Raw genomic sequence first — 25,839 nt, 5'->3', positions numbered from 1 at the left:
CCGTCATGTCCAACGCCGCCGCGCCCGCAACGGAAGGACCCGATCGGTCCGACGCGCCTGCGCATGTCGCCATCATCATGGATGGCAACGGGCGTTGGGCCGCCGCGCGCGGTTTGCCGCGGGCCGAAGGTCATCGCCGCGGCGTGGAGGCCTTGCGCCGCGTGGTGCGCGCCTCGCACGAGCTCGGCATCCGCTATCTCACCATCTTCTCGTTCTCGTCGGAGAACTGGTCGCGTCCGGCGAGCGAGATCGGCGATCTGTTCGGCCTGCTCAGGCGGTTCATCCGCAACGATCTCGCGAGCCTGCATCGCGACGGCGTCAAGGTCCGCATCATCGGCGAGCGCGACGGGCTCGAGAGCGACATCTGCGCGCTGCTCAACGAGGCCGAGGAACTGACGCGCGACAATTCGCGTCTCACGCTCGTCGTCGCCTTCAACTACGGCTCGCGGCAGGAGATCGCGAAGGCGGCACAGAAGCTCGCGCGCGAGGTCGCGGAGGGCAGGCGCGATCCTGCCACGATCGACGCCGAGACGCTTGGGGCGCATCTCGATGCGCCCGACATTCCCGATCCCGATCTCATCATCCGCACCAGCGGCGAGCAGCGCCTGTCCAACTTCCTGATGTGGCAGGCGGCCTATAGCGAGCTCGTGTTCGTGCCGATCCACTGGCCCGATTTCGATAAGGCGGCGCTGGAAGGCGCGATCGCCGAATTCGCCAGGCGCGAGCGCCGTTTCGGCGGCCTGGTCGCGAAAACCGCCTCGTGAGCGAACCCGAGACCGTACCGGCTGGCTCGAAGCCTGCCCCGAGCAATCTCGTGATGCGGGTCCTCGCAGCGCTGGTGCTGGCGCCGCTTGCCATTGCGCTCGCTTATGCCGGCGGCTGGCTGTGGGCGCTCCTCGTCACGCTGGTCTCGATCGGGCTGTTCGCGGAATGGCTGATGGTGGTGGGCGCGGGGTCCGTTGCGCTGACCGCGTCCGGAACGATCGTCCTCGCCATCATGGGCTCCTGCGTCGCCTTCGGCGCGCTCAAGACCGCAATCGTCACCGGCCTCGTTGGTGGGGCGATCGTGACGCTGATCGCGCGAGGCAAGTTCGTCTGGGCGGCCGCCGGATTCGCCTATGCATCGGCGGCGCTGCTGGCCTCGATCCTGGTACGGCAGGATCTCGTGAACGGCTTTGCCGCGCTGATGTTCGTGCTGCTCGTGGTGTGGGTGACCGACATTGGCGGCTATTTCGCCGGCCGCGGCATTGGCGGACCGAAGCTGTGGCCGCGCGTGAGCCCGAAGAAGACCTGGGCCGGCGCGCTCGGCGGCTTTGCCGCCAGCCTTGCGGTCGCCGCCGGCTTTGCGGCTTGCGGGCTCGGGAAGGCGGTTCCACTGCTGCTCGTCAGCGCCGTCCTGTCGGTGGTCTCGCAGCTCGGCGATCTCTTCGAATCCGCGGTGAAGCGGCGCTTCGGTGTCAAGGATTCCAGTCACTTAATTCCCGGCCATGGCGGTCTACTGGACCGTCTGGACGGTTTTGTCGCCGCCATCCTGGCGGCATGGATTATCGGCTTTCTCCGCCATGGTGTGCATAGCGCCGGAAGCGGTCTTGTGGTTTGGTGAGGATATGAGCGCGGTCCCATTGCGTAACAATAAGGCTGCGGCGTCTGCCGTCCGCAGCGTCACGGTTCTCGGTGCCACCGGCTCGATCGGCGACAGCACGATGGATCTGCTGCGCGCCTCTCCCGAACGCTACCGTGTCGAGGCGCTGACGGCGAACGGCAATGTCGAAGCGCTGGCGAAGCTCGCGAAGGAGTTTTCGGCGCGCTTCGTGGCGATCGCCGACACCTCCAAGTTCGCCGAGCTCAAGGCTGCGCTTGCGGGCACGAGCACCGAATGCGGCGCCGGCGAAAGCGCGGTGATCGAAGCCGGCGCGCGTCCGGCCGATTGGGTGATGGCTGCCGTGAGCGGCGCCGCCGGACTGAAGCCGGCGCTCGCCGCGGTCGATCGCGGCGCGCATGTCGCGCTCGCCAACAAGGAATGCCTCGTCTGCGCCGGCGATTTCTTCATGCAGCGCGCGGCGAAGGCCGGCGCCTGCATCCTGCCAGCCGATTCCGAGCATAATGCGCTGTTCCAGGCGCTCGGCTCCGGTAATCGCGACGAGCTGGTCCGTGTCATCATCACGGCATCCGGCGGTCCGTTCCGGACCTGGAAGCCTGCCGACATCGAGCAGGCGACGCTCGCCCAGGCGCTGAAGCATCCGAACTGGAGCATGGGCCAGAAGATCACGATCGATTCCGCCTCGATGATGAACAAGGGGCTCGAGGTGATCGAGGCCTCCTATCTGTTCGCGCTCTCGCCCGACGAGATCGACGTTCTCGTTCATCCGCAGTCGATCATCCACGGCATGGTCGAGTTCTCCGACCGTTCGGTCGTGGCCCAGCTCGGCTCTCCCGACATGCGCACCCCGATCGCCCACTGCCTTGGCTGGCCCGACCGCATCAAGGGACCGGCGGCCAAGCTCGATCTGGCCAAGATCGGCCAGCTGACCTTCGAGGCGCCCGATTTCGAGCGGTTCCCCGGACTACGGCTGGCTTACGATTCGCTCCGGACCGGGAAGGGGGCGACCACAGTGTACAATGCCGCCAACGAGGTCGCGGTCGCCGCCTTCGTCGCCGGCAAGATCCGGTTCGGCGCGATTGCCCGGCTGGTGGAGGCGACGTTGGAGGACTGGATCCGCGGCGGGAACCAGACGCCTCTGACGTCCGCCGACGATGCAATCTCTGTTGACCATGTTGCTCGAAATAGAGCTGCCGCCCTATTGCCTCAAATTGCCTTAAAGGCATCCTAGATGGTTCGGGGCCAGGGCCTTGCGGCGCTGGATGAGGGAATTCGATGATCGACTTTTTTGTCCATAGTTTCAATACGTTGAGCCATGGGCTCCTCGGCTACGCAGTTCCCTTCCTCTTCGTCCTGACCATCGTCGTGTTCTTCCATGAACTCGGCCATTTTCTGGTCGCGCGCTGGGCGGGCGTTCGGGTGTTAACCTTCTCGCTCGGCTTCGGGCCTGAGCTGGTCGGTTTCAACGACCGCCATGGCACCCGCTGGAAGATCTCGGCGATCCCGCTCGGCGGTTACGTCAAGTTCTTCGGCGACGAGAGCGAGGCTTCGACGCCGTCGGCCGAGACGCTCGCGGCCATGACGGCCGAGGAGCGCGCCGGCAGCTTCCACCATAAGAAGGTCGGCCCGCGCGCCGCCATCGTCGCGGCCGGACCGATCGCCAATTTCATTCTGGGCGCGCTGATCTTCGCCGGCATGGCCCTGTATTACGGCAAGCCGAGCACGATCGCGCGCGTCGACGGCGTCGTCGCCGATGGCGCGGCGGCTGCGGCCGGCTTCAAGATCGGGGACATCGTCGTCCAGATCGACGGCAAGCCGATCGAGAGCTTTGCCGACATGCAGCGGATCGTGGCGATGAATGCCGGTTCGGCGCTTGCCTTCCAGGTGAAGCGCGACGGCGCCATCGTGTCGCTGAGCGCGACGCCGGCGCTGCTCGAGCGCAAGGATCCGTTCGGCAACAGCCACCGCCTCGGCGTGCTGGGCGTCGAGCACAAGTCACAGGCTGGTGAGGCCTCGACCGCACCGGTCGGGGTCGGCGAGGCGCTCAAGATCGGGGTCGAGCAGGTCTGGTTCATCATCACCAGTACCTTCAAGTTCCTGGGCTCGCTGTTTGTCGGAAACGGCAATCCCAACGAGGTCAGCGGCGTCCTTGGAATCGCGAAAATGTCGGGGCAGGCGGCCAGCGCCGGGTTCCAGTTCGTGATCAACCTCTGCGCGGTGCTGTCGGTGTCGATCGGCCTGCTGAACCTGTTCCCGATCCCACTGCTGGATGGCGGTCACCTTATGTTCTATGCGGCGGAGGTGGTTCGCGGCCGGCCCCTGTCCGAGCGGACTCAGGAAATGGGGTTCCGAATCGGGCTGGGTTTGGTGCTGATGTTGATGGTGTTTGCGACCTACAACGACATCCTGCGGATGGCAGCTTCCTGATAGGGGCTTTTTTGTGGCGTTGCTGTTAGGCAACGTCTTGGAATGAAATTGAAATTGCGGCGCGCTCGGCCGTTTGCGGCGTCGGTGAAATTGGCTACAAGCGGCCTGAACTTGGGGAATCTCCGGACCGGCGTTGGGGTTGGGTCTGGCACGGAATGATAAGGGCGCGTTGCGCAATGAAGTTTGGACTGCGACTCCGGGGGGGCTTGCTTGCCACCCTGATCATGTTCGGCGCGCCGGTGGTTGCCCCGATTGGGGCTGCTCTTGTGTCTTCGTCTGCGCTTGCGCAGACCGTCCAGTCGATTTCCGTCGAAGGAAATCGCCGGGTCGAGGTGGAGACGATCCGCTCCTATTTCAAGCCGGGTCCGGGCGGTCGCCTGGATCAGGGCGCCATCGACGACGGCCTCAAGGCGCTGATCGAGACCGGGCTGTTCCAGGACGTGAAGATCAACCGCGGCGCCGGTGGCCAGATCGTCGTCTCCGTGGTGGAAAACCCGGTGATCGGTCGCATCGCCTTCGAGGGCAACAAGAAGATCAAGGACGAGCAACTCGGCACTGAAGTCCAGTCCAAGGCGCGCGGCACCTTCTCCCGCGCCATGGTGCAGTCCGACACGCTGCGAATCGCCGAAATCTATCGCCGCTCCGGCCGCTACGACGTCCGCGTCACGCCCGAGGTCATCGAGCAGCCGAACAACCGCGTCGATCTCATCTTCACGATCGAGGAGGGCGCCAAGACCGGCGTCAAGTCGATCGAGTTCGTCGGCAATGTCGCGTTCTCGTCCTACCGCCTGCGGGACGTCATCAAGACGCGCGAATCGAACCTGCTGAGCTTCCTTGCCAGCGGCGACATCTACGATCCCGACCGCGTCGAGGCCGACCGCGACCTGATCCGCCGCTTCTACCTCAAGAACGGCTTCGCCGACGTCCAGGTCGTGGCCGCGCTCACCGAATACGATCCGGAGAAGAAGGGCTTCAACGTCACCTTCAAGATCGAGGAAGGCGCCCAATACCGCGTCGGCGCGCTCGACTTCCGTTCCAGCATCCCGAACTTCGATCCGAACTCGATGCGCGCCTATTCGCGCGTCAATGTCGGCTCGCTCTACAACGTCGAATCGGTCGAGAAGTCGGTCGAGGAGATGCAGATCGAGGCCTCGCGCCGTGGCTATGCCTTCGCCGTGGTCCGTCCCGGCGGCGACCGCAACTTCGAGGCGCACACCGTCTCCGTCGTGTTCAACATCGACGAGGGCCCGCGCACCTATATCGAGCGCATCAACCTGCGCGGCAACACCCGCACGCGCGACTACGTCATCCGCCGCGAGTTCGACATCTCCGAGGGCGATGCCTACAACCGCGCACTGGTCGATCGTGCCGAGCGGCGCCTGAAGAACCTCGACTATTTCAAGAGCGTGAAGATCACGACGGAGCCCGGCTCGTCCAGCGACCGCGTCATCCTGATCGTCGACATGGAAGAAAAATCGACCGGCGACTTCTCGATCTCCGGCGGTTACTCCACGACCGACGGCGCGCTTGCCGAAGTCTCGGTCTCCGAGCGCAACCTGCTCGGTCGCGGCCTGTTCGCCAAGGCGTCGGTGACCTATGGCCAGTACGCACGCGGCTATTCGCTGTCGTTCGTCGAGCCGTATCTGCTCGACTACCGCGTCGCGCTGGGCCTCGACCTCTATCAGCGTGAGCAGAAGTCCAACAGCTACATCTCCTACGGCACCAAGACGCTCGGCTTCTCGCCGCGCCTCGGCTTCTCCTTGCGTGAAGATCTGGCGCTGCAGCTGCGCTACTCGATCTATCGGCAGGAAATCACGCTGCCGTTCTACCTGGCGAACTGTAACAACATCGCCGGCCCGGCGTTCAACCCGAGCCCGGCCTTCGCTGCGTCGCAGGTTCCGCCGATCGATTTGAGCTCGACCAACGGCCTCGGCTGCTACAGCGACGGCGAAGCCTCGCTGCCGGTGCGCAAGGAGCTTGCCAACGGCAAGACCCTGACCTCGGCGCTCGGCTACTCTCTGAGCTACAACACGCTGGACAACAACAAGAACCCCACCGACGGTCTGCTCGTCGACTTCCGGCAGGACTTCGCCGGCGTCGGCGGCGACGTCACCTACCTGAAGAGCGTTATCGACGCGAAGTACTACACCCCGCTGGTGTCTGACATCGTCGCCGTCGCGCGCCTTCAGAGCGGCATCCTGACCAAGATGGGCAGCGATCTGCGGATGCTCGACCAATTCCAGATGGGCCCGAACCTCGTCCGCGGCTTTGCTCCGAACGGCATCGGCCCGCGCGACCTGAACCCCTTTGGCACGCAGGATGCGCTCGGCGGCACCAAGTACTGGGGCGCTTCGATGGAATTGCAGATGCCGTTCTGGTTCCTGCCGAAGGAAGTCGGTCTGAAGGGCGCGGTCTATGCTGACGCCGGCGGTCTGTACGACTATCAGGGACCGACGACTTGGTCGGCGACCGGTGAGACGACCACCACAAGGAACTCAAACTGCATCCCGTCCACCATCAATCCGGCGACGGCGGGCACCTGTACCGGCCTCGTGTACGACGACAGCAAGGTGATCCGCTCGTCGGTCGGTGTCGGCCTGATCTGGCAGTCGCCGTTCGGACCGCTGCGCTTCGACTATGCCGTGCCGCTCAGCAAGGGCAAGTATGACCGCACGCAGGAGTTCCGGTTCGGCGGCGGCACCTCGTTCTAATTCGATCAGCAGGGCATGATCCGGCCCCCTTGGGTTTCCCTTGGGTTTTCCTTGGGGCCGGTCTCCAATAAGATCGTGCTCAATCCGGGAGAAAAGGCATGATGCGGTTTGGTCGCTTCATGTCGAAGCCGGACCGCGACGGGGTGGAATGGCGCAGCCGACCTTCTTCACAAAGCCGCCTGCGACGGCGCTGGCCGATATTGCCACGCTGACAAAGGCGCTGCTGGTCGACCCCACCAGGGGCGATCACGTCATCACGGGCCTGGCCTCGCTCGACGAAGCCGGCCCGATGCATCTGGCGTTCTTCGACAACCTCAAATATGCCGATCAGCTCAAGGCGACCAGAGCGGGTGCCTGCCTGGTCAGCCCGCGCTTCGAGGCCCAGGTGCCCGCACACGTCGCCGTGCTGCGGGCGGCGCAGCCGTTCCGCGCCTTCGTCAGGATCGCGCGGGAATGGCATGGCGACGCGCTGAGGCCGCAATCCTGGGTCGGCAATGACGGCATCGCGCCGTCGGCCATCATCGATCCCACGGCCCGGCTCGAGGACGGCGTGATCGTCGACCCCCTGGCGGTCATCGGTGCGGATGTCGAGATCGGCAGCGGCACGGTGGTCGGCGTCGGCGCCGTGATCGGCCCCGGCGTCAAGATCGGCCGGGACTGCAATGTCGGCGCCCGCACCGCCATCCAGTGCGCGCTGATCGGCAACGATGTGCTGATCCATCCGGGCTGCTCGATCGGCCAGGACGGTTACGGCTTCATATTCTTCGGCCCTGAGGGGCACCTGAAGGTGCCGCAGACCGGGCGCGTGCTGATCCAGAACAATGTGGAGGTCGGCGCTGGCACCACCATCGATCGTGGGTCCCTGCGCGACACCGTGATCGGCGAGGGCACCAAAATCGACAACCAGGTCCAGATCGGCCACAATGTGACGATCGGCCGGAATTGCCTGCTGGCGGCCCAGATCGGGCTGGCCGGCAGTTTGACCATCGGCGACAATGTGGCGCTGGGAGCAAAGGTTGGCATCAACAATCACCTCAAGATCGGCGACGGAGCCCAGGTCACTGCGATGAGCGGCGTCAAGGACGACATCCCGCCGAACGGACGCTGGGGTGGTTTTTTCGCCAAGCCGACCAAGCAGTGGTTCAAGGAAATTATCGCGGTGGAGCGCCTGGTACGCGACAGCAGGGCCGATCCGAAGGACGAGGGACGGGAATGACGGAGGGATCTCCTATTAAGTTCGAGCTGGTGGACATCAACGCGATCCTCCAGACGCTGCCGCACCGCTTTCCGATGCTGCTGATCGACCGCGTGATCAACATCCGCGCCGATTACAGCGGCATCGGCATCAAGAACGTCACCTTCAACGAGCCGGCCTTCCAGGGGCATTTCCCCGAGCGCCCGGTCTATCCCGGCGTCATGATGATCGAGGCGATGGCGCAGACGGCGGGCGTGATCGGCATCAAGTCGGTCGAGGGCACCGAGAAACCGCGCGCGGTCTATTTCCTCACCATCGACAAGTGCAAGTTCCGCAAGCCCGTGCTCCCTGGCGATACCATCGAGTATCACATGCGCTCGCTCGGCCGCCGCAAGACCATGTGGTGGTTTCACGGCGATGCCAAGGTCAACGGCCAGGTCGTCGCCGAGGCCGACGTCGGCGCCATGCTGACCGACTGAGCGGCTTACGACCCCGCGGACGGGCTCATACGCCGCAATCGTAGCGGCTGCCCGCTGCCTCGCGTCTGATCTTCTGGTTGAAGAACTGGCCCATGGACGGCGCGCCCAGGAGGCTGTCGACCGTTTCGGGATCAACGCCGCAATAGCGGTCATACGCGCCGTTGATCGCGACGATCAGGTCCTGCTGCGCGCGGTCGTAGCAGACGCGCTGAAGCACCGTGCTGCGGGTGATGTCGCGGCATTCGAATGTCGCGAGGTCGACGGGCCGGTGTCCGCCGGTCTCGACCGTCTCGGAGACGACCGGTGCGGCCGCGAGCTGTGCGAGCAGCATTGCCAGGGCCCTGACCACGATAGCTGAAGCTCCGCATGAACGTGTTGATGGGCCGGGAAGGCCGCCTCATCCGGCACGTGAAACACGTCGAGATCATACGTCACTGGACAGATCGGGCATAGTCGGGCTAACCAGCGGAAAACCGAACGACTTCAACACATAACCAGACCTTCTTGACGAGTTAGATTGCTTGATGAGCAAGATTGATCCCACCGCACGGGTCGAGGACGGCGCCGTGATCGGCGAGGGTACCGAGATCGGCCCCTATTGCATCATCGGCCCGAATGCCGTGATCGGCGCGAACTGCAAGCTGATCGGACAGGTCACCGTCATCGGCCACAGCTCGGTCGGCGACAACTGCGTGATCTCGCCGTTCGCGGTGCTCGGCGGCGCGCCCCAGGATCTCAGCTACAAGGGCGAGCCGACCCGGCTCGAGATCGGCTCGGGCTGCACCATCCGCGAAGGCGCGACGATGAACGTCGGCACCATCAAGGGCGGCGGGCTGACGCGCGTCGGCAGCGGCGGCTACTTCATGAACAACAGCCATGTCGGCCATGACTGCATGGTCGGCGACAGCGTGATCTTCGCGACGTCGGCGACGCTCGGCGGCCATTGCGAGATCGGCGATGCCGTCTATATCGGCGGCCTGTCTGCCGTGCATCAGTTCACGCGCATCGGCCCGTATGTCATGGTCGGCGGGGTCTGCGGCGTACGCGACGACGTCATCCCTTATGGGCTGGTCAACGGTCAATATGCGGTGCTGGAGAGCCTCAACCTGATCGGCATGAAGCGGCGCAAGTTCACCAAGCAGCGGCTTGCGACCGTGCGCGCGTTCTACCAGAAGCTCTTCCACGGCCCAGGCACCTTCGCCGAGCGGCTCGAAGCGTCCAGGCCGCTGGCCGGCGAAGATCCGGCGATCGCCGAGATCCTCGGCTTCATCGGCAAGGGCAAGCGTCCGCTCTGTCTTCCCGCCATCGAGAAGTGAACCTGCGATGGCCGCGGACATGACATCGGCGGCGGCAGGGATTTCATCGCCCGTCGGCGTGGTCGCCGGCGGCGGCGCCATGCCGTTTGCGGTTGCCGACTCGCTCGCCACGCGCGGCATCACGCCGGTGCTGTTTCCGCTGCGCGGCGCCTGCGATCCGGTGCAGGTGGAAAAGTTCCGCCACCGCTGGATCTCGGTCGGCCAGCTCGGGCGCGCGATGCGGCTGTTCCGCGAGGAGGGCTGCCGTGACCTCATCTTCATCGGCACCTTGGTGCGGCCTTCGCTTTCGGAGATCCGGTTCGACTTCACGACATTGCGGTTGCTCGGCAATGTCATCCGTGCCTTTCGCGGCGGCGACGATCATCTGCTGTCGGGCGTCGGGCGCATTCTCGAACAAGGCGGCTTTCGCATGGTCGGGATCAAGGACGTCGCGCCCGACCTCTTGATGCCCGAGGGCTGCATCAGCCGCGCCTGGCCGAGCGACACCAGCAAGGCCGACATCGAGCGCGGCCGCGCGGTCCTGACCGCGCTCGGGCCGTTCGACATCGGCCAGGCTGTCGTGGTGATCGACGGTCATGTGGTGGCGGTCGAGGATATCGAGGGCACCGACGCGCTGCTCGCGCGCGTCGCGCGGCTGCGCGAGGAGGGCCGCATTCGCGCGGCGACGGGCCGCGGGGTGCTGGTGAAGGCGCCGAAGAGCAGCCAGGACCTGCGTTTCGACCTGCCGACGATCGGCCCGCGCACCATCGAGGGCGTCGCGAGAGCCGGCCTTGCCGGCATCGCCGTGATCGCCGGCAACACCATTGCCGCCGAGCCGCAGGCGATGATCGCGCTCGCCGACGCAAAGTACCTCTTCATCATCGGCATGCCGGCATGATGCAGGGGCGCGATCCCAAGCGAAAGATCTTCCTGATCGCCACGGAGGAATCCGGCGACCGGCTCGGCAGCGCCTTGATGAAGGTGCTGCGCCAGCGCCTCGGCGACGGCGTGCAGTTCGAAGGCGTCGGCGGCCGCACCATGGCGCGCGAGGGGCTCGAGACGCTGTTCCCGATCGAGGAGCTGTCGATCGTCGGTTTCGCCGCGGTGGTGCAGCAATTGCCGAAGATCCTGCGCTTGATCCGCGAGACCGCGGACGCCGTGCTGGAGGCCGTGCCCGACGCGCTCGTCATCATCGACAGCCCCGATTTCACCCATCGCGTCGCGCGCCGCGTGCGGGCGGGCAATCCTGCGATCCCGATCGTCGACTACGTCTCGCCGCAGCTCTGGGCCTGGCGGCCGGGACGGGCGCGGACCATGCTCGGCTATGTCGATCACGTCCTCGGCCTGTTGCCGTTCGAGCCGGAGGAATACCGCAAGCTCGGCGGGCCGCCATGCAGCTATGTCGGCCATCCCTTGATCGAGCAATTGGGGTCGCTGCGGCCGAATGCGGAGGAGCAGAAGCGCCGCAACAGTGAGCCGCCGGTGCTGCTGGTGCTGCCCGGCAGCCGGCGCAGCGAGATCCGGCATCATATCGAGGTGTTTGGCGCGGCGCTCGGCCGGTTGCAGGCGGAGGGGCGCGCGTTCGAACTGATGCTGCCGACCATGCCGCATCTCGAAGCCACCGTCCGCGAAGGCATCGCCAGTTGGCCGGTCAAGCCGCAGATCGTGATCGGCGAGGCCGAGAAGCGCGCCGCCTTCCGGATCGCGCACGCCGCGCTGGCGAAATCCGGCACGGTGACGCTGGAACTGGCGCTATCGGGCATTCCGATGGTGACGGCCTATCGCGTCGGCGCCATCGAGGCCTTCATCCTGCGCCGCGCGATCCGCGTCTCCTCGGTGATCCTCGCCAATCTCGTGATCGGTGAGGATGTCATTCCGGAGTTTTTGCAGGAAGACTGCACGCCGGAGAAGCTCGCACCGGCGCTGTCAGAGGTGCTCACGGACAGCGATATGCGCCGCCGGCAGGTCGAAGCCTTCGCCTGTCTCGACACCATCATGTCCACAGGCAACAAAGCGCCGAGCGTGCTCGCCGCCGACATCGTGCTGGCGACCATGCGTAAGGGAACGGGCTAACTGGAGCAGGTCCTGCTGGTCTATTTCTTGGGCTGTCCGGCAGTCGTCGCGTGACTGGCCCGCGATTTACCGGACGCCTTGCTCGGCTGCACGGACGGGGCCTCCAGCGACGGACTCTCGTGGGGAACCTGAAGCGTCGATAGAAAATCGGCGCCGGCCCGCATCACGTGCTCGGCGGCAAGCGTGGCGGCCGCCCGTTCGTCGCCTGCAATGATGGCGCGCAGAATGCCGGCATGCTCATCCCAGGTACGCGCCTGACGCTCCGGATCGGTCGGTGCGAACAGCATCGCAGTCCGCTCGCGCAGTCGTTTGAGCAGATCGGACAGAACGCGATTGCGGCCGGCCGCGGCTAGCTCGTGGTGAAACTGTTGGTTGAGATCGGACAACAGGTCGTAGCGCTTGGTCGCAACCGCCTCCGAACCCTTGTTCAGCACGGCCGCGATCCGCGCCAGAATGTCCTGGTCGCGTCGGCGTGCCGCAAGCCGCGCATTCTGGCCCTCGAGCAGCGCGCGGACTTCGATGGTTTCGCGCGCCTCCTCGTCCGTCATTGCAAGGACTGACGCGCCGCGCCGCGCGGTCACTTCAACCAAGCCTTCCGATGTCAGCACGCGGATGGCTTCGCGCACCGGATTGCGCGAGACGCCGAGCTCTTCGGCGAGACGTCCCTCGACTAGCCGTTCGCCGGGTTTCAGCCGCCGGCTCAAGATGGCCTGGCGCAGTTCCTCGATGACCCTGTCGTGAAGGGAAAGGTAATCGTCACCAAGACGCCGTTTTGGGTTTTCCAACCTGCCCGCCATGAGATGACCTGCTCAGCCGCCGACTGAATATCTGAATCGCGCGGCGAGATCCAAGCCGCCATCGGCCGAACGGAATTCCGGGCAAGGGCGACAGGGGTAGACTTAGACCGGCCGGTGCACGTCGGCAAGGCGTCGCCATGACCGTCAACAGAGCGATTGCGCCGGAAGTGTCCCAGCCGGTGCTCAGTCCCCGGCACGGCCTTCGGCTAGCCGGGGTGCCGGTGAGGCCGGCCTGGGCGTCCAGGACACGCTGACATTGCCAAGGAGGAACGTCTGGCACGCCATTCTGTAGCCGTCGGCGAACTGCTCCTCGCTCAGGTGCTTTCGTTCCTTCGGCTTGATTGCGTCGGTGTTCTCAAGGCCCTTCTCGATGCGGCATTTGCATGTTCCGCAAATCCCGCCGCCGCACTTGAACGGGATGCCGCCTTGCTCTCGCAGGGATATCCGCAGCAGGTTGCTGTTCTCCGGAGCCGTTACGGTCTTGCTATCGTTGGTCAGGAACGTGACTTCGATCATGACAGCCTTCGCGACTGGCGCATGCGCTTTTCGGAGATCACGACTTGCGCAGCTCCGTATCCATGTGGCCGAACGTCGTGAGGTGCTGAAGCTCGCTGAAGGCACGCTCAGGCGTTTCAAACTTCTCGAGGAACTTGGAGGGTACCTCGTTCACGATGGGGGGCGACCAGGCTTCGTCGATGACCTTGATCTTCGTATCCCTGAGCAGTTCCGCGATCACGAAGGTCGCTTTCTTCGTGCCGTAAAACAGGTAGTCGTAGGATGCGAGCGGCTTGAGCCCGTCGACGATCTCGGTCCGGAACTGTCCGGCCTTGCTGGTCAGTATCACATACATCGTTCGCAACTCCCGTGTTCTCCGCACAATCAGTCCGTCAGGTCATCGAGGACTGCGCGCGTATCCGCCCCCAAGGACCGGCCGGCGCATCAGTCGGCGTTGCCCGGCGCGACGACGTCCGCGAGCGGCGTTGCCTCCTGCGACAGCTCGATGTCGTGGGTCAGCCAGACCTGGCAGGCGAGGCGATAGCCAAGTTCAATTCTGGCTCCCAAGCGCTTCTTTTCCTTCCAGTTCGGCTCTGGCAGATGCTCGCTCCCCTTGATGATCAGGGATGCGCACTTCCCGCATTTACCCATGCCGCAGCCGTACTGAAAGTTCGGGTATGGAAACTGGCGGATGCCCGCCCGCACGACGAGATTGGTGTTTTCGTTGACCTCGCCGTGAAAGGTCTGGCCGGCCCTGTGAAAAACGACGTGGGGCATCCCGTTTCGCTCCGCTTAGGCCTGCAGCAGCGCGCGCTCTTCGGCGGGAACTCTGGTCTCAGCCATGTCGAGTTCGGACAGCGGAATGTCCTGGGCTACATAGTCGTGATAGAGCGCGGTGGTGTAGAGTAGCCGCATCTGCGCGCCGATCTCGCAGATCTTCAGGCAGCGCTGCTGCAGCTCGACGGTGTTGGCGTGCTCGAGCACGATCTGGTAGCCGCGTTCGCCGTGAATCTCATCCGACACGATGTGGAGATCGAAGAACTCGACCTCTTCATCGGTGAACTTGTACTTCTCGCGCAGGGTCGGCGTTTGCTTCCGATAGATCGACGGCACCTGCGATTCCAGGCCGACCACGAGACCTGCCACAGCCACGATCGGATCCTCGCGCATCGCGACCGAATAACACCAGCTTTGCAGCCCGCGCGTGGTGGCGGTCATGTTGTCGGGATCCTTGACCCGCGCCGCGGTCGTGCCGCAGGCCTCGGCGAAACGGATCAGAAGGTCGGTGTGGCGATCGCCGCCGATCTCCTCCTCGTACATGTTGGCCAGAAGGAAGTCCTTGGCTTCCTGATATTGCTCCGGCATCCGCGCATAGATGTAGCCGAGATAGTCGGCGAATGGGCCGACATAGTGGTAGTGGTTCTCCGCCCATGACGCGAGATGCGCCCGGCTCAGCTTTCCACTCGCCCAGGCGATGCTGAAGGGGGCCTTGTTGGCGCTCTTGCCCTTGATGGCGTTTTCAAGGGCCGTGCGAAATTCGACGTGGTTCATAAGCTTCTGCATCGTCGCGCTCCTGTCACCGCAGAGATTGGGCCGTTCAATCACGGGCCATAGGGCATTTCGTCCCCGAACTGCCATTTTAAGTATACAGTATACAATTTTTGTCGCCTGTCAACGGTTCGGACGAGCCGGCAAGATAATTCGTATGTGGATAAGTTGATAAGTATCAATGATATAAAATAGTTACAGGATTCCTCAAACGTAACCTTGGATGCCTCTGCAAGGCATTCGCAGTTATTTGTTGCATTATTAGAATACAGTATACAATATTGCGACGGTTCGGGGAGCACCATATGACCATGCAGCCGCACGTTCCGATCGTCGCCGCACACTGGGTTTACCTGTTCGGCGTCGCCCTCATCGTTCTGACAATGATCTGGCGGGCCAATGTGGTCGTGCCGTCGGTCATCGCCACCGTCCTCGTCACGCTGGCCTGGACGCATAGCCCGATCGCGGCGCTCGGCAGTATCTTCAATGCGAGCTTCACCGCGGCGAAGGAGCTCTTCAACATCTTCCTTGTGATCGCGCTGATGACGGCGCTGTTGAACGCGCTCAAGGTGCTGCGCTCCGACATCCGCATGGTCGAGCCATTTCGTGCGGTGATGAAGGACGGCCATACCGCCTATTTCGTCCTGGCCGCCATCACCTACGTCATTTCCCTGTTCTTCTGGCCGACGCCGGCGGTGCCGCTCGTGTCTGCGGTGTTATTGCCGGCGGCGATCGCAGCCGGGCTGCCGCCGCTCGGCGGCGCGCTGGCGATCGCGATCGCGGGGCAGGGCATGGCGCTGTCGTCAGACTACGTCATCGGAGTCGCTCCGGGCATCAGCGCCAAGGCCGCCGGTATCGCGGTCAGCGCCGCCACGGTCGCCGACCGCGCGCTCGTGTTGTCGCTGATCACCGGAATCATCGCGCTGGTGCTGGGCTATCTCGCGATCCGCAAGTTCATCACCAAACCGGACGACAAATTGCTCGAGCGCTGGCAAGCGCAGTCGATGAACGGCGAGCTGGCGCGCATCGAGGAGGAGGGCACGTTCGACAAGGCCGAGATCGCGCGCGGGACCGCCGGCGACGGGCAGTCGTTCGCGACCCAGGAGCACATCGACACCGAGCTCGCCGCGATTCCGAGTCGGCGCGAAAAATGGTCGAAGTTCTTCGCCGTCGCCACGCCGGTCGCGTTCCTCGCCGTCATCGTCGTAATGGTGCTCTCGAAGCTCGGCATCGGCCATGATCTCAAGGGCGGCGCTGCCGCGGCCCTGGTCGGCGGCGTCGCTGCCGCGCTGATGATCTGCGCGTCCTTTGTCACCGACCAGTTGCGGAAGTTCCTCGACGCCAGCGCCGACCATGTCACGGAGGGCTTCGTCTTCGCCTTCAGAGCGATGGGGTCGGTGTTGCCGATCGCCGGCTTCTTCTTCCTCGGCGCCGAGCCGAGCCTGTCCGCGCCGATTCTCGACGTTCCCGTGACGCAGGCGCCGAGCCTGCTGTTTGAGCTGATCCACGCGGTGCAGGGATCGATTCCGGGCAATCAGATATTCGTCGCGTTCGGCGTACTGATCGCCGGCATGATCACCGGTATCGATGGTTCGGGTTTCGCCGGCCTGCCGCTCACCGGCTCGCTGTCGGGCGCGCTGGCGCCCACCGTCGGGCTTGATCCCGCTACGCTCGCCGCGATCGGCCAGATGGGCGCGGTGTGGACGGGAGGCGGCACGCTGGTCGCGTGGTCGTCCCTGATCGCGGTGGCCGGGTTCGCCCGCGTCCCGGTCTTCCAGATCGTGCAGACCGTCATGGTTCCGGTGCTGGTGGGACTGGCGACCTCCACGATCTGCGCCGTCTTGATCTGGCACTAGAGAAGGTTCGAACATGAGCGACGTTGCGATGAAGGCTGCGCCGATGTCCGGTGATGCGGCGCGGATCGACGAATTCCGGAACTTGATCGATGGCGAGTGGCCCCGCGGCGGAGGCGAACCCTTCGACAACCTCAATCCCGCGGATACGTCGGACATCGTTGGACGATTCCAGGCATCCACGGCGGAGGACGCGACGCGGGCCGTCGCTGCGGCGGCCGCGGCGTTCGAAGGCTGGAAGAGGACACCGATCTCGAAGCGCGCCGCCGTCCTGAACCGGGCCGCCGATTATCTCGAGGCGCATGTCGATCGAAGCGCGCGGGAGATGACGCGGGAAATGGGCAAGGCGCTCAATCTTGCCAAGGACGAGATCCTGCGCTCGGCGCAGACATTGCGGTTCTACGCTGTCGAGGGGCAGTCTTTGACCGGCGAGGTGTTTCCGAACGACGATTCCGACATGACCGTCTACACGCTGCGCGAACCGCTCGGCGTGGTATCGGTCATCACGCCCTGGAATTTCCCGATCTCGATCCCGGCCCGCAAGATCGCGCCCGCGCTCATCACCGGAAACACCGTCGTCTTCAAGCCGTCGTCCGATGCGCCGCTGAGCGGCTACCGGCTCGCCGAGGCGCTTGTCGCGGCGGGCCTGCCGAAAGGCGTGCTGAACTTCATCACCGGCAAGGCCGGCGAGGTCGGTCCCGCCATTACCGAACCGCCGGTCATCCGTGCAATTTCCTTTACCGGATCGACCGCGGCCGGCGAGCACATCTGCCGCTCGGTCGGCTTCACCACCCGCACTCAGATGGAATTGGGCGGCAAGAACCCGCTGATCGTGATGGACGACGCCGATCTCGACAAGGCGGTCGACCTGACCATCAAGGGCGGCCTGTCGCTCGCCGGACAGGCCTGCACGGGTACAAGCCGCGTCCTGGTCATGAAGGCGGTGCGGGCCGAGTTCCTCGCGCGGCTGGTCGCCAGGGTGAAGGCCCTGAAGATCGGCTGCGGCCTGACGGAAGGGATGGATATGGGGCCGCTGGCCACCGCGAGGCAGCTCGATACGGTGCTGCGCTACATCGCAATAGGAAAGCAGGAGGCGACGCACGTTCACGGTGGCGAGCGGCTCACCGACGCCGGCCATGATCGCGGCTACTACGTCTCGCCGGCGATATTTGCCGACGTCACCCAGCAGATGACGATCGCGCGCGAGGAAATCTTCGGTCCCGTGATCGCGGTCATCGATGTCGAGTCCTATGCGGACGCCATCACCAAGGCCAACGACACCGAATATGGATTGTCGGCCGCGATCGTGACGCGCAACCCGCGCGTCATGCACGACTTTGCCAACGACATTCAGTCGGGAACGGTCAAGATCAACCGCACCACGACCGGCAATCTCGTCAATGCGCCATTCGGAGGCCTGAAGCGATCGAGCACATCCACGTTCCGTGAATCCGGTCGCACGGGGTTGGAATTCTATACCCAGATCAAAACCGTCTATCGCGGATGCTGATGGACAATCTTGCCGGGCGCCGCGCGAGCGGCGGATGGCAGTCAGATGGATAAGGTGTGAGATGAAGACATCGCTCAAGCTCGAATTGCCGGAGGCCAGGCATATGGCCGCGGCCGCGCTCCGGAAGGCCGCCGAACTCGGCGTACCGGAGACGGTCTGCGTGGTCGACGATGGCGGCTATCCCATTGTTCTCGAACGCATGGACGGCGCACGCGTCACCGGCCCGCAGATCGCCTGGAACAAGGCGTTCACCGCCGCCGGACACAAGCGCGCGACGCATCTCTTCAATCAGGTGCCGAACGGTCCGGCGCTGCCCGGAAACGAAGCGTTCGGAATCCAGTGGAGCTTCGAAGGCCGATTCGCCGTGTTCGTCGGCGGCTTTCCGATCGTCGTCGACGACGAGGTCGTGGGCGGCGTGGGGCTCAGCGGCGGAAATGGCGAGCAGGATACCCAATGCGGCGTGGCCGCCTTGCAGGCCTTGCAGGACCTGCTGCGCGATCATCGCGTGCTCGTTGCCGCCGATATCAAGAAGTGATCAAGCAATCTGAGCCGGGCATGCCGACGGCTTCGACCGCAGCGCCCCACACCGCCATGCTCCACCTGTCTCCCGAGGATCGTTCGCGTCTGGCGGGGCTGAACCGGTGCTGGAACGACAATATCGTTAAGCATCGCGCCGAGGTCCTGGAAATCTATGCGCCGTTGGTCCGGCGCGCCGACACGGCGGGAATAGAGGTGCTCCGGGAGATCGGCTATGGCGCCGATCCGCGGCAGCGGCTCGACGTGTTCGTCCCACAAGGCGCCCGGAAGCGTCGGGTCCTGATCTTCGTTCATGGAGGCGCCTTTACGCGCGGCAGCAAGAGCGCCGACGGCGTCTTCTACGACAACGTCGCTTATTGGTTCGCCAGCCAGGGCTTCGTCGCGGTCAATGTGGAATATCGTCTGGCTCCCGCGGCGCCGTTTCCCGCTGGCGCTCAGGACGTCGGCCTCGCGGTCGACTGGGTGGCTAAGAACATCACTGCTCATGGCGGCGATCCCGGCGACCTGGTCTTGATGGGCCATTCGGCCGGCGGCTGCCATGTCGCGTCCTATCTGCTCGATCCGCTGGCATGGGACGCCCCCCGTGCCGGCATCGCCGCGGCCGTTCTCGTCAGCGCGCGGTTGCGCCTGGAATGCCTGCCGAGCAATCCCAACGCCGCGAATGTCGCGGCCTATTGCGGCTCGGACCCGGCCGTGCTCGAACGCTGCTCCCCCGTCAATCACGTCGAGCGCTGCCGCTGGCCCGTGTTCGTGGCGGTCGCCGAGCACGAAAACCGCCATCTTGATTCATACGGATTGGAGTTCGCGGCGCGATTGACGACGACCTGCGGGCGCGCTCCCCGCGTGGTGCAGATGCATGGGCACAACCATAGCTCGATCGTCGCGCACTTCAATTCCGGCGAAGACGAACTCGGCCGCGAGATCCTCGCCTTCGTCGCGACCAGGAAGGGACCCCCGCAATGACCGATCTTCCGCTGCCGCCCAAGCCGCCAGGCAACTACCGGCCCGCGGCGACCTTCGGGGAGTTGGTCCTGGTCAGCGGACCGGCTAGCCGAGGCCGCCGTCGACCTGAAAACACTGGCGCGTGATGCGCTGGCTCTCATCGGAGGCGAGATACAGCGCCATGTTGGCGATGTCGTCGGGCGTCACTGCATCGGGAATGGCCTGACGCGCACGAATCTCGGCGATGGTCTGCTCGTCGGGATACCACAGCCGGCGCTGGCGTTCGGTGATCACCATGCCGGGCGCAATGGCGTTGACGCGGATGCGGTCGGGACCGACCAGCCGCGCCAGTGAGTTGGTGAAGCCGACGATCGCCGCCTTTGCCGCGGCGTAGACCGGCAGCGCCGGCCCGCCGCGCATCCAGGCGATCGACGACATGTTGATGATCGAGCCGCCGCCGCGCGCCTGCATCTGCGGCACGACGGCTTGTGCGGCGAAGAAGACGTGCTTGAGGTTGACGCCGATCATCCAGTCGAACTCGGATGGCGTCACCTCGGCCAGCACCTGGCGCTGGTCGTTGGCGGCGTTGTTGACGAGGACCGCGGCATCGCCGAGCGATCCGTGGACCTGCGCGATCGCGGCGCGCAAGGCGTCGATGTCCAGGAGGTCGCAAGGCACGAACAGTGGTGCCGTGGCGGATGCGGCCGCCACCTCCGCGACCAGCGATCCGCCGGCCGCTTCGTCGATATCGAGGAACGCGACGCGGGCGCCCTGGGCCGCGAAGGCGCGCACGAAGGCGGCACCGATGCCGCTGGCGCCACCGGTGATCAGCACCACGCGGTCCGCGAGGCCGGCATAGCTCGTCTGGGTCATGCGATCAGTCGCTCCGTCTCGGGGTCGAACAGGCAGATGCGGCGGGTGTCGAGCGCGAACGGCGCCACGGCGCCCGGCGTGGGGCGGATGTCGGGCGAGATGCGCGCCTGCGCGGGCTCGCCGCCTAGCCGCAGCAGGACGATGGTCTCGGCCCCTGTGGGCTCGACCATCTCGACCGGCGCGGTGACGACGACGGGTGCACCGGTGCTACCGGAGAACACGCGGTCCCCCTCGGCGATGCATTCCGGCCTGATCCCGAGCACCACCTCGCGCCCGACATAGGACGCCGCGGCATCGTAACCCTGGAGGCGGAGACGGACCTCGTCCGGGCGTCCCGCGCCGATCACGACCACCGGCCCGTCGGCGTCGGCATCGAGCCGTGCGGGCATCGTGTTCATGGGCGGCGAGCCCATGAAGCGGGCGACGAACAGATTAGCGGGATAACGATACACCGTATCGGGGTCGGCAAACTGCTGCACGCTGCCCTGATGCATCACCGCGATCCGGGTCGCCATCGTCATCGCCTCAATCTGGTCGTGGGTGACATAGACGATGGTGGCACCGATGCGCTGATGCAGGCGCTTGATCTCCATCCGCATCTCCACGCGCAGTTTTGCGTCGAGATTGGAGAGCGGCTCGTCGAACAGGAAGAGCAGGGGATCGCGCACCAGCGCCCGGCCCATCGCCACGCGCTGACGCTGGCCGCCGGACAGTTGCGACGGCTTGCGGCCGAGCAGTGGTTCGATCTGGAGCAGGCGAGCCACATTCGCCAGTGCCTTCTCCTGCTCGGCCTTCGGCACATGCCGGCATTCCATGCCGAAGGTGATGTTCTGGCGCACCGTCATGGACGGATAGAGCGCGTAGGACTGGAACACCATGGCGATGTCGCGGTCCTTGGGCGGGACGTCGTTGACGACGCGTCCGCCGATCTCGATCGTCCCCGCGCTCGGACGGTCGAGCCCGGCCACGATGTTGAGCAGCGTGGACTTGCCGCAGCCGGACGGCCCCACCAGCACGGTGAACTCGCCGCTCTCGATATCGAGATCGATGCCCTTCAGCACCTCCAGATTGGCGTAGCGCTTTGACAAGGTACGGATGCTCAGCGCTGCCATGACGGCTCCATCATTTCACGGCTCCAGCGGTCAGGCCGCGTACGAAGTACTTGCCGCCGATCAGATAGATCAGCAGGGTCGGCAGAGCGGCGATCATCACCGCGGCGCTTTGCACGCCATGCTGCGGGATATCGGCGACCGCGGCGGACAGCGCGATCAGCGCGGCGGTGACCGGCTGCTGCTGACCGGTTGTGAATGTCACGCCATAGAGAAACTCGTTCCAGATATGCGTGAACTGCCAGATCACGGTGACGACCAGGATAGGCGGGGAGAGCGGCAGAATGATGCGCCAGAAAATACGAAAGAACCCGGCGCCATCGATACGCGCAGCTCTTATCAACTCCTGCGGGATGGCAGTGTAGTAGTTGCGGCAGAACAAGGTGGTGAAGGAAAGCCCCTGGATCGTGTGGATCACGACCAGGCCCGTCAGCGTGTTCATCAGGCCCGTATCGCGCAGCACGATGGTCCAGGGCAGCAAACGCATCTGCTGCGGAAGAAAGATGCCGAGCGTGACGATACCGTAAATCCAGCTGTCGCCGCGAAAGCGCCAGAGCGAAACCGCGTAACCGGCGATCGCACCAAGCAGGGTGGAGAAGATCGTCGCGGGAATGGTCACGAGCGCGGAGTTCAGCACGTATGGCCGGATGCCGGCGCACGTCTCGGCGACGCAGAAACCGCTCCAGGCGGCAGCGTAATTGCTCCAGGCCAGATGTTGCGGCCAGCCGATCATCGACCCCTGCGCGATCTCCTCGTTGCTGCGGAGCGAATTCAGCACGACAACAGCCAGTGGCGCGAGCCATGCTACCGCGATCAAGAAAACGACGAGATAGATCAAAATCCGGCTTGGTGCGAAGGTTCGGTCACGCATGGTTCGACCGCCGCCGTTGGACATATCGCCACGCTGCATAGGGCAGCAGCACCGCGAGAAGAATGAGCAGCATGAGCACTGCCGCCGCCGCTCCTCGTCCGAGCAGGCTGCGCTGGAACATCAGGTCATAGACGACAAGCGCTGGAAGCTGCGTCGCGATTCCAGGCCCGCCATTGGTGAGCGCGCGGACGAGGTCGAAGGTCGAAATCGCGAACTGCAGCTGGATGACGATGACGGTGATGGTGATCGGCCACAGCGTCGGCAGGATGACGCGGCGGTACATCCGGATCGGTCCGGCGCCGTCGATCTGCGCGGCCTTGATCAGGTCGGCATCGACGGAGCGGAGGCCGGCGAGGAAGAGCGCCATGGCAAAGCCCGAGGATTGCCAGATCGCAGCGATGACAATGGTCCAGATGGCCATGTCGCGGTCGATCAGCCAGTCGAACCGGAAGGAAGTCCAGCCGAGGTCGCGGACCAGCTTCTGGATTCCAAGGCCGGGGTTGAGCAGCCAGCTCCAGACCGTGCCCGTGACCACGAACGACACCGCCAGGGGGTACAGGAAGATGGATCGCAGCAGGTTCTCGCCGCGAATGCGCTGATCGAGCAGGATCGCAAGCATGAGGCCGGTCGCCAGACTCAGCAACACGAAGGCGCTGCCAAAGAGCAGCAGATTGTCGAGGGCGATCTGCCAGTTTCGCGATGCCGCAACCGCGGAATAGTTGCGCAAACCCACCCAGCCCGAGACCGGGACCAGAGTGGATGGCGTGAACGATATCCAGATCGTCCACAGCGAAAACGCAATGAGGTGCGCAGCCGACAACAGCAGCGGCACCCAGATCGTCAGAACTTCGGGCAGCCGGCGCACCGCGTCAGAGGCCGCCGGCCGGCCCAATCTTGTCGAGACGGCGTTGGTCAACGTGCGCCCTCGACGGCCTCGGCGAGGCGAGTGGCCGCCTGCTCCGGCTTGATCGTCTTGTTCTTCACGTACTCCGTGATCACATCGATCATCGCCGCGGTCATCCCGTTTTCCTGCGCCATATTGTGCGCGAGGCTGAGGACCGCCTGATTGCTGGCGATGGCATCTTTCAGAGCAGCTGCGGTCCGCCGCTGACCGTCCGACCAGCCTTCACCGGAAAGATCGACATCCGTTCGCACGGGGATCGATCCCGTGATCTGCGAATACATCGTCTGGATCGCGGGATCCATGACGAGCTGGGCCATCAGCGTCTGGCCGGCTTGCAGGTCGGGCTCCTTGCGCTGCCAGAATATGAAGGCATCGGCGTTCAACAGGAAGACCGGCTTGGCATTGTCGCTGGGGCCTGGCGCGATGATGAAGTCCTCGAACTTGAAACCGGCATTGCGCAATACGCCCTGCGCCCAGCCGCCCATGATCATCATGCCCATGTCGCCGTCGATGAAGCGCTTCAGGTTGGTCGAAAAGTGTTGGGCGCCGACGTTGGGGTCCATCCAGTCGGCGATCTTGCGCACCTGTGCGAACGCGGCCTTGATCTCGGGACCCTCCAGGGTCTTCTTCTCGAGATTCATGATGGCGGCGCGGTATGCGATGGGACTGATGCCCGCCAGAGCGGCCTCGAATTTCTGCCCATCGTCGGGGCGGGTGCCGCCATTGGCGACGGGATATGCGACGCCGCCTGATTTCATCTTTTCGGCGAGATCATTGAAGTCGGCCCAGGTGACCGGGATCTTGTCGGCCTTGGCCTTGTCCATCGCGCGCCTGGAGAGGAACAGCATGTTGGTGCTGTAGATCTGCAACGGCAGCGCGATCCACTTGCCGCCCGGCTTGTGCAATTTCGCGAGGTCTGGCGCGACGACCTTCTCGTAACCTGCAGCAGCGACGACAGCGTCGAGATCGACGGTCGGGGCGATCTTCGACCAGGCCGCGATCTCGGGGCCCTTGAGCTGCGAACATGCCGGCGGATCGCCGGCAATGATCTGAGCGCGCAGCTTGTTCATCATCTCGGTGGTGAACCCGGGGACGGGCGAGTGCTGCCAGACGCCGCCTTTCTCCTCGAATTTCTTGCCGAGCGCGGTGATCGCCGCGCCGTCGCTGCCTGCGGACCATTGCGAGATCGCGGTGAGGCGCGGCTTGACCGCGCCTTGCGCCCGGGCAAATGCCGGCAGCGCGAGCGCGGCAGCAGACCCAGCGAGCAGACGGCGCCTTGTTGTTGTGATCGGCATGGCAAGTTCCTCCCGGTGTGAACTCTCTTGCGCGACAGCCGCGCAGCTTCAGGGCATCTCAGGCGGCCTCCGTCGATGCGGCCGGCATACCGCCGCGGCAAGCAAGGCAGAACGCAGCAAACGCCAGCGCGGCCCTGGGATCATTGCCATTCGAGGGCGGCACGAAAGCGAGCGACACCTGCGCATGCTCAGGGCCGCCGAGCAGGCTGGCGTCGACGCCGTCGACCAGCGCCTTTCGATCGTCCTCCGCAAGGAGCGACGGCCAGCCACTGATTGCAACGCCGCGGCATGGCTTGACGTTCAGCGTGTTGCCGATCGCGAGCCCGAGCCGGAACAGCCGCCGCTGCAGTTCCTGGCGAGCGCGCGCCGAGAGCGGGACCGCGGTCACCCAATCGCTGCCGAGCTGAAGCAGTTCGGCCTCGGAAACACCAAGGAGCTCGGCCAGGGCGGGAAGCGACGTATAGGCTTCGACGCAACCGTGATGGCCGCAGCGGCAACGCGGTCCGTCGGTGCCGAACACCATGTGGCCGAGTTCGACCGGCTGGAGTGCATCGGCCTCGGTCGGATCGTCCACCCAGGTGCCTGCGACGCCCTGGCCGACGAAGACGAAGAGATGCGCGCCGCTGAACGGATAGTTCTCCCTGCGGCAGCGGTGAAAGGTGGCGTGTGCGACGACCGAATTGGTGAACTCCACCGGCACGCCGGCAAACATCTGGGCGAGCATGGCGCCGATGCGCCCGACGTCGCAGGGGATGATCGGATTGGCCGACATGCTCAGCCGGCCGAGGCCTGGAATGGAGACGCCGATCTGTGCAAGCGCGATGCGGCGCCGCCGCGTCCAGTCACGCAGCAATGTCAGCGCCTCGCGAAACACCCCGCCGACGGACTCGGCCGTGGGCTTTGCCGGTAGCGCCACACGCTCCGTATAGTGCAACTCGCCCGACAAGGTCCCAACGCCGACGCTGAGCCACTGGCCGGTCAGCTCGACGGCCGCAAGCGCCACCGAACCATCGAGCGACACCAGGCCCGTCGGGCCGCCGACGTAAGGGGCAGGGCGCCGCACCTCCTCGATCAGGCCTTCGGCCTTCAGATCAAACAGGATGCGCGACAGGCTCGCTTCCGACAGGCGCACGGCCTTGGCCAGAGGCGGGCGAAACGAACCGCCCGACTGAAGCAGATGAGTCAAAATGGCAGCCCGCGTCTGCCGCCGACTTCTCGGCTGCTCCGGCATTTCCATCCCTGTCGTCATTCTTACTTAGTGTAAGAATTTGCGCGCGGAGCGTTTCAACTGTCAAGCGTTTGCGGGGGAGAGGCACCGACTTGTT

The 25,839-nt window shown here is 64.7% G+C and carries 26 protein-coding genes; 14 read left to right on the top strand and 12 right to left on the bottom strand.

What is annotated here, in order from left to right; translation table 11 throughout:
* The first annotated feature begins 5 nt into the window (after window positions 1–5).
* The 7 genes from AAFG50_RS23195 (at window position 6) to fabZ (ending at window position 8,412) form a co-directional block, all read left to right on the top strand.
* Complete coding sequence (locus AAFG50_RS23195; RefSeq protein WP_011087625.1) at window positions 6–764, top strand: isoprenyl transferase; 759 nt, start codon at window positions 6–8, stop codon at window positions 762–764.
* Window positions 761–1,603, top strand: a complete 843-nt coding sequence (locus tag AAFG50_RS23190) for a phosphatidate cytidylyltransferase (protein WP_028171751.1) — start codon at window positions 761–763, stop codon at window positions 1,601–1,603. The genes AAFG50_RS23195 and AAFG50_RS23190 overlap by 4 nt, the downstream gene beginning before the upstream one ends.
* Window positions 1,604–1,607: 4 nt before the next feature.
* The gene (gene dxr, locus AAFG50_RS23185; RefSeq protein WP_028171752.1) at window positions 1,608–2,831 is read left to right on the top strand and encodes a 1-deoxy-D-xylulose-5-phosphate reductoisomerase; all 1,224 of its coding nucleotides are present in this window, start codon (window positions 1,608–1,610) and stop codon (window positions 2,829–2,831) included.
* 44 nt (window positions 2,832–2,875) lie between these two features.
* On the top strand, window positions 2,876–4,027 hold the full coding sequence (gene rseP / locus AAFG50_RS23180; RefSeq protein ID WP_028171753.1) for an RIP metalloprotease RseP: 1,152 nt from the start codon (window positions 2,876–2,878) through the stop codon (window positions 4,025–4,027).
* Window positions 4,028–4,203: 176 nt separating this feature from the next.
* Complete coding sequence (gene bamA, locus AAFG50_RS23175; protein WP_028171754.1) at window positions 4,204–6,738, top strand: outer membrane protein assembly factor BamA; 2,535 nt, start codon at window positions 4,204–4,206, stop codon at window positions 6,736–6,738.
* 148 nt (window positions 6,739–6,886) lie between these two features.
* Window positions 6,887–7,954, top strand: a complete 1,068-nt coding sequence (gene lpxD / locus AAFG50_RS23170) for a UDP-3-O-(3-hydroxymyristoyl)glucosamine N-acyltransferase (RefSeq protein WP_011087620.1) — start codon at window positions 6,887–6,889, stop codon at window positions 7,952–7,954.
* Window positions 7,951–8,412, top strand: coding sequence for a 3-hydroxyacyl-ACP dehydratase FabZ (fabZ, locus tag AAFG50_RS23165; RefSeq protein WP_011087619.1), 462 nt, complete (start codon window positions 7,951–7,953; stop codon window positions 8,410–8,412). Before lpxD ends, fabZ begins: the two co-directional genes overlap by 4 nt.
* Before the next feature lie 25 nt (window positions 8,413–8,437).
* On the opposite strand, the gene AAFG50_RS23160 is transcribed toward fabZ, so the two are convergent.
* Window positions 8,438–8,761, bottom strand: a complete 324-nt coding sequence (locus tag AAFG50_RS23160; protein ID WP_028171755.1) for a KTSC domain-containing protein — start codon at window positions 8,759–8,761, stop codon at window positions 8,438–8,440.
* 175 nt (window positions 8,762–8,936) lie between these two features.
* On the opposite strand from AAFG50_RS23160, the gene lpxA reads away from it, so the two are divergent.
* The 3 genes from lpxA to lpxB are packed head-to-tail and all read left to right on the top strand — an operon-like array spanning window position 8,937 to window position 11,780.
* Window positions 8,937–9,728: an acyl-ACP--UDP-N-acetylglucosamine O-acyltransferase gene (gene lpxA, locus AAFG50_RS23155; protein ID WP_028171756.1), complete on the top strand. Its 792-nt coding sequence runs from the start codon at window positions 8,937–8,939 to the stop codon at window positions 9,726–9,728.
* Window positions 9,729–9,747: 19 nt separating this feature from the next.
* On the top strand, window positions 9,748–10,605 hold the full coding sequence (lpxI, locus tag AAFG50_RS23150; protein WP_039185206.1) for a UDP-2,3-diacylglucosamine diphosphatase LpxI: 858 nt from the start codon (window positions 9,748–9,750) through the stop codon (window positions 10,603–10,605).
* Window positions 10,602–11,780 (top strand): lipid-A-disaccharide synthase, encoded by a 1,179-nt coding sequence (lpxB, locus tag AAFG50_RS23145; protein ID WP_039184587.1) that lies wholly within the window; start codon window positions 10,602–10,604, stop codon window positions 11,778–11,780. The genes lpxI and lpxB overlap by 4 nt, the downstream gene beginning before the upstream one ends.
* A 20-nt stretch (window positions 11,781–11,800) precedes the next feature.
* Here the strand turns inward: lpxB and AAFG50_RS23140 are convergent, their stop codons facing one another.
* The 5 genes from AAFG50_RS23140 to AAFG50_RS23120 form a co-directional block, all read right to left on the bottom strand.
* Entirely contained in the window at window positions 11,801–12,577 is a 777-nt protein-coding gene (locus AAFG50_RS23140) for a GntR family transcriptional regulator (protein WP_063623008.1), read from the bottom strand.
* 183 nt (window positions 12,578–12,760) lie between these two features.
* Window positions 12,761–13,093: a 2Fe-2S iron-sulfur cluster binding domain-containing protein gene (locus AAFG50_RS23135; protein ID WP_028171759.1), complete on the bottom strand. Its 333-nt coding sequence runs from the start codon at window positions 13,091–13,093 to the stop codon at window positions 12,761–12,763.
* Between the two features lie 37 nt (window positions 13,094–13,130).
* On the bottom strand, window positions 13,131–13,427 hold the full coding sequence (locus tag AAFG50_RS23130) for a hypothetical protein (RefSeq protein ID WP_028171760.1): 297 nt from the start codon (window positions 13,425–13,427) through the stop codon (window positions 13,131–13,133).
* An 89-nt stretch (window positions 13,428–13,516) separates the two neighbouring features.
* Entirely contained in the window at window positions 13,517–13,849 is a 333-nt protein-coding gene (locus tag AAFG50_RS23125; protein WP_039184585.1) for a 2Fe-2S iron-sulfur cluster-binding protein, read from the bottom strand.
* Between the two features lie 15 nt (window positions 13,850–13,864).
* The gene (locus tag AAFG50_RS23120; RefSeq protein ID WP_049832404.1) at window positions 13,865–14,635 is read right to left on the bottom strand and encodes an iron-containing redox enzyme family protein; all 771 of its coding nucleotides are present in this window, start codon (window positions 14,633–14,635) and stop codon (window positions 13,865–13,867) included.
* 290 nt (window positions 14,636–14,925) lie between these two features.
* Here AAFG50_RS23120 and AAFG50_RS23115 point away from each other — a divergent pair, with 290 nt between their 5' ends.
* The 4 genes from AAFG50_RS23115 (at window position 14,926) to AAFG50_RS23100 (ending at window position 19,483) form a co-directional block, all read left to right on the top strand.
* Window positions 14,926–16,476, top strand: a complete 1,551-nt coding sequence (locus AAFG50_RS23115; protein WP_342714005.1) for a hypothetical protein — start codon at window positions 14,926–14,928, stop codon at window positions 16,474–16,476.
* Between the two features lie 13 nt (window positions 16,477–16,489).
* On the top strand, window positions 16,490–17,983 hold the full coding sequence (locus AAFG50_RS23110; RefSeq protein WP_198046583.1) for an aldehyde dehydrogenase family protein: 1,494 nt from the start codon (window positions 16,490–16,492) through the stop codon (window positions 17,981–17,983).
* Window positions 17,984–18,086: 103 nt separating this feature from the next.
* Complete coding sequence (locus AAFG50_RS23105) at window positions 18,087–18,518, top strand: heme-binding protein (RefSeq protein ID WP_231166490.1); 432 nt, start codon at window positions 18,087–18,089, stop codon at window positions 18,516–18,518.
* On the top strand, window positions 18,515–19,483 hold the full coding sequence (locus tag AAFG50_RS23100; protein ID WP_198046584.1) for an alpha/beta hydrolase: 969 nt from the start codon (window positions 18,515–18,517) through the stop codon (window positions 19,481–19,483). The genes AAFG50_RS23105 and AAFG50_RS23100 overlap by 4 nt, the downstream gene beginning before the upstream one ends.
* A gap of 84 nt (window positions 19,484–19,567) precedes the next feature.
* Here the strand turns inward: AAFG50_RS23100 and AAFG50_RS23095 are convergent, their stop codons facing one another.
* Genes AAFG50_RS23095 through AAFG50_RS23070 form a run of 6 tightly spaced genes read right to left on the bottom strand, consistent with a single transcriptional unit; the run spans window position 19,568 to window position 25,751 of the window.
* A complete protein-coding gene (locus tag AAFG50_RS23095; RefSeq protein WP_028171765.1) occupies window positions 19,568–20,335 on the bottom strand; it encodes an SDR family oxidoreductase in 768 nt (255 codons plus the stop codon).
* Window positions 20,332–21,447, bottom strand: coding sequence for a sn-glycerol-3-phosphate ABC transporter ATP-binding protein UgpC (ugpC, locus tag AAFG50_RS23090; protein WP_028171766.1), 1,116 nt, complete (start codon window positions 21,445–21,447; stop codon window positions 20,332–20,334). Before ugpC ends, AAFG50_RS23095 begins: the two co-directional genes overlap by 4 nt.
* Before the next feature lie 10 nt (window positions 21,448–21,457).
* On the bottom strand, window positions 21,458–22,315 hold the full coding sequence (locus AAFG50_RS23085; RefSeq protein ID WP_028171767.1) for a carbohydrate ABC transporter permease: 858 nt from the start codon (window positions 22,313–22,315) through the stop codon (window positions 21,458–21,460).
* Window positions 22,308–23,231, bottom strand: a complete 924-nt coding sequence (locus tag AAFG50_RS23080; protein ID WP_028171768.1) for a sugar ABC transporter permease — start codon at window positions 23,229–23,231, stop codon at window positions 22,308–22,310. Before AAFG50_RS23080 ends, AAFG50_RS23085 begins: the two co-directional genes overlap by 8 nt.
* Window positions 23,228–24,514 (bottom strand): ABC transporter substrate-binding protein, encoded by a 1,287-nt coding sequence (locus tag AAFG50_RS23075; RefSeq protein WP_028171769.1) that lies wholly within the window; start codon window positions 24,512–24,514, stop codon window positions 23,228–23,230. The genes AAFG50_RS23080 and AAFG50_RS23075 overlap by 4 nt, the downstream gene beginning before the upstream one ends.
* Window positions 24,515–24,572: 58 nt before the next feature.
* On the bottom strand, window positions 24,573–25,751 hold the full coding sequence (locus tag AAFG50_RS23070; RefSeq protein WP_028171770.1) for an ROK family transcriptional regulator: 1,179 nt from the start codon (window positions 25,749–25,751) through the stop codon (window positions 24,573–24,575).
* Window positions 25,752–25,839 lie beyond the last annotated feature (88 nt).

It is taken from the genome of Bradyrhizobium sp. B039 (assembly GCF_038965675.1).
GTDB classification, from domain to species: Bacteria; Pseudomonadota; Alphaproteobacteria; order Rhizobiales; family Xanthobacteraceae; genus Bradyrhizobium; species Bradyrhizobium diazoefficiens.
This window is presented reverse-complemented; position numbering and strand designations above follow the sequence as displayed.

Excerpts from the sequence above, each read along its gene's own strand:
- AAFG50_RS23195 (WP_011087625.1), top strand. The coding sequence starts at position 6 with ATGTCCAACGCCGCCGCGCCCGCAACGGAAGGACCCGATCGGTCCGAC.
- dxr (WP_028171752.1), top strand. The coding sequence starts at position 1,608 with ATGAGCGCGGTCCCATTGCGTAACAATAAGGCTGCGGCGTCTGCCGTC.
- rseP (WP_028171753.1), top strand. The coding sequence starts at position 2,876 with ATGATCGACTTTTTTGTCCATAGTTTCAATACGTTGAGCCATGGGCTC.
- bamA (WP_028171754.1), top strand. The coding sequence starts at position 4,204 with ATGAAGTTTGGACTGCGACTCCGGGGGGGCTTGCTTGCCACCCTGATC.
- lpxD (WP_011087620.1), top strand. The coding sequence starts at position 6,887 with ATGGCGCAGCCGACCTTCTTCACAAAGCCGCCTGCGACGGCGCTGGCC.
- fabZ (WP_011087619.1), top strand. The coding sequence starts at position 7,951 with ATGACGGAGGGATCTCCTATTAAGTTCGAGCTGGTGGACATCAACGCG.
- lpxA (WP_028171756.1), top strand. The coding sequence starts at position 8,937 with ATGAGCAAGATTGATCCCACCGCACGGGTCGAGGACGGCGCCGTGATC.
- lpxI (WP_039185206.1), top strand. The coding sequence starts at position 9,748 with ATGACATCGGCGGCGGCAGGGATTTCATCGCCCGTCGGCGTGGTCGCC.
- lpxB (WP_039184587.1), top strand. The coding sequence starts at position 10,602 with ATGATGCAGGGGCGCGATCCCAAGCGAAAGATCTTCCTGATCGCCACG.
- AAFG50_RS23140 (WP_063623008.1), bottom strand. The coding sequence starts at position 12,577 with ATGGCGGGCAGGTTGGAAAACCCAAAACGGCGTCTTGGTGACGATTAC.
- AAFG50_RS23135 (WP_028171759.1), bottom strand. The coding sequence starts at position 13,093 with ATGATCGAAGTCACGTTCCTGACCAACGATAGCAAGACCGTAACGGCT.
- AAFG50_RS23130 (WP_028171760.1), bottom strand. The coding sequence starts at position 13,427 with ATGTATGTGATACTGACCAGCAAGGCCGGACAGTTCCGGACCGAGATC.
- AAFG50_RS23125 (WP_039184585.1), bottom strand. The coding sequence starts at position 13,849 with ATGCCCCACGTCGTTTTTCACAGGGCCGGCCAGACCTTTCACGGCGAG.
- AAFG50_RS23120 (WP_049832404.1), bottom strand. The coding sequence starts at position 14,635 with ATGCAGAAGCTTATGAACCACGTCGAATTTCGCACGGCCCTTGAAAAC.
- AAFG50_RS23115 (WP_342714005.1), top strand. The coding sequence starts at position 14,926 with ATGACCATGCAGCCGCACGTTCCGATCGTCGCCGCACACTGGGTTTAC.
- AAFG50_RS23110 (WP_198046583.1), top strand. The coding sequence starts at position 16,490 with ATGAGCGACGTTGCGATGAAGGCTGCGCCGATGTCCGGTGATGCGGCG.
- AAFG50_RS23105 (WP_231166490.1), top strand. The coding sequence starts at position 18,087 with ATGGCCGCGGCCGCGCTCCGGAAGGCCGCCGAACTCGGCGTACCGGAG.
- AAFG50_RS23095 (WP_028171765.1), bottom strand. The coding sequence starts at position 20,335 with ATGACCCAGACGAGCTATGCCGGCCTCGCGGACCGCGTGGTGCTGATC.
- ugpC (WP_028171766.1), bottom strand. The coding sequence starts at position 21,447 with ATGGCAGCGCTGAGCATCCGTACCTTGTCAAAGCGCTACGCCAATCTG.
- AAFG50_RS23085 (WP_028171767.1), bottom strand. The coding sequence starts at position 22,315 with ATGCGTGACCGAACCTTCGCACCAAGCCGGATTTTGATCTATCTCGTC.
- AAFG50_RS23075 (WP_028171769.1), bottom strand. The coding sequence starts at position 24,514 with ATGCCGATCACAACAACAAGGCGCCGTCTGCTCGCTGGGTCTGCTGCC.
- AAFG50_RS23070 (WP_028171770.1), bottom strand. The coding sequence starts at position 25,751 with ATGGAAATGCCGGAGCAGCCGAGAAGTCGGCGGCAGACGCGGGCTGCC.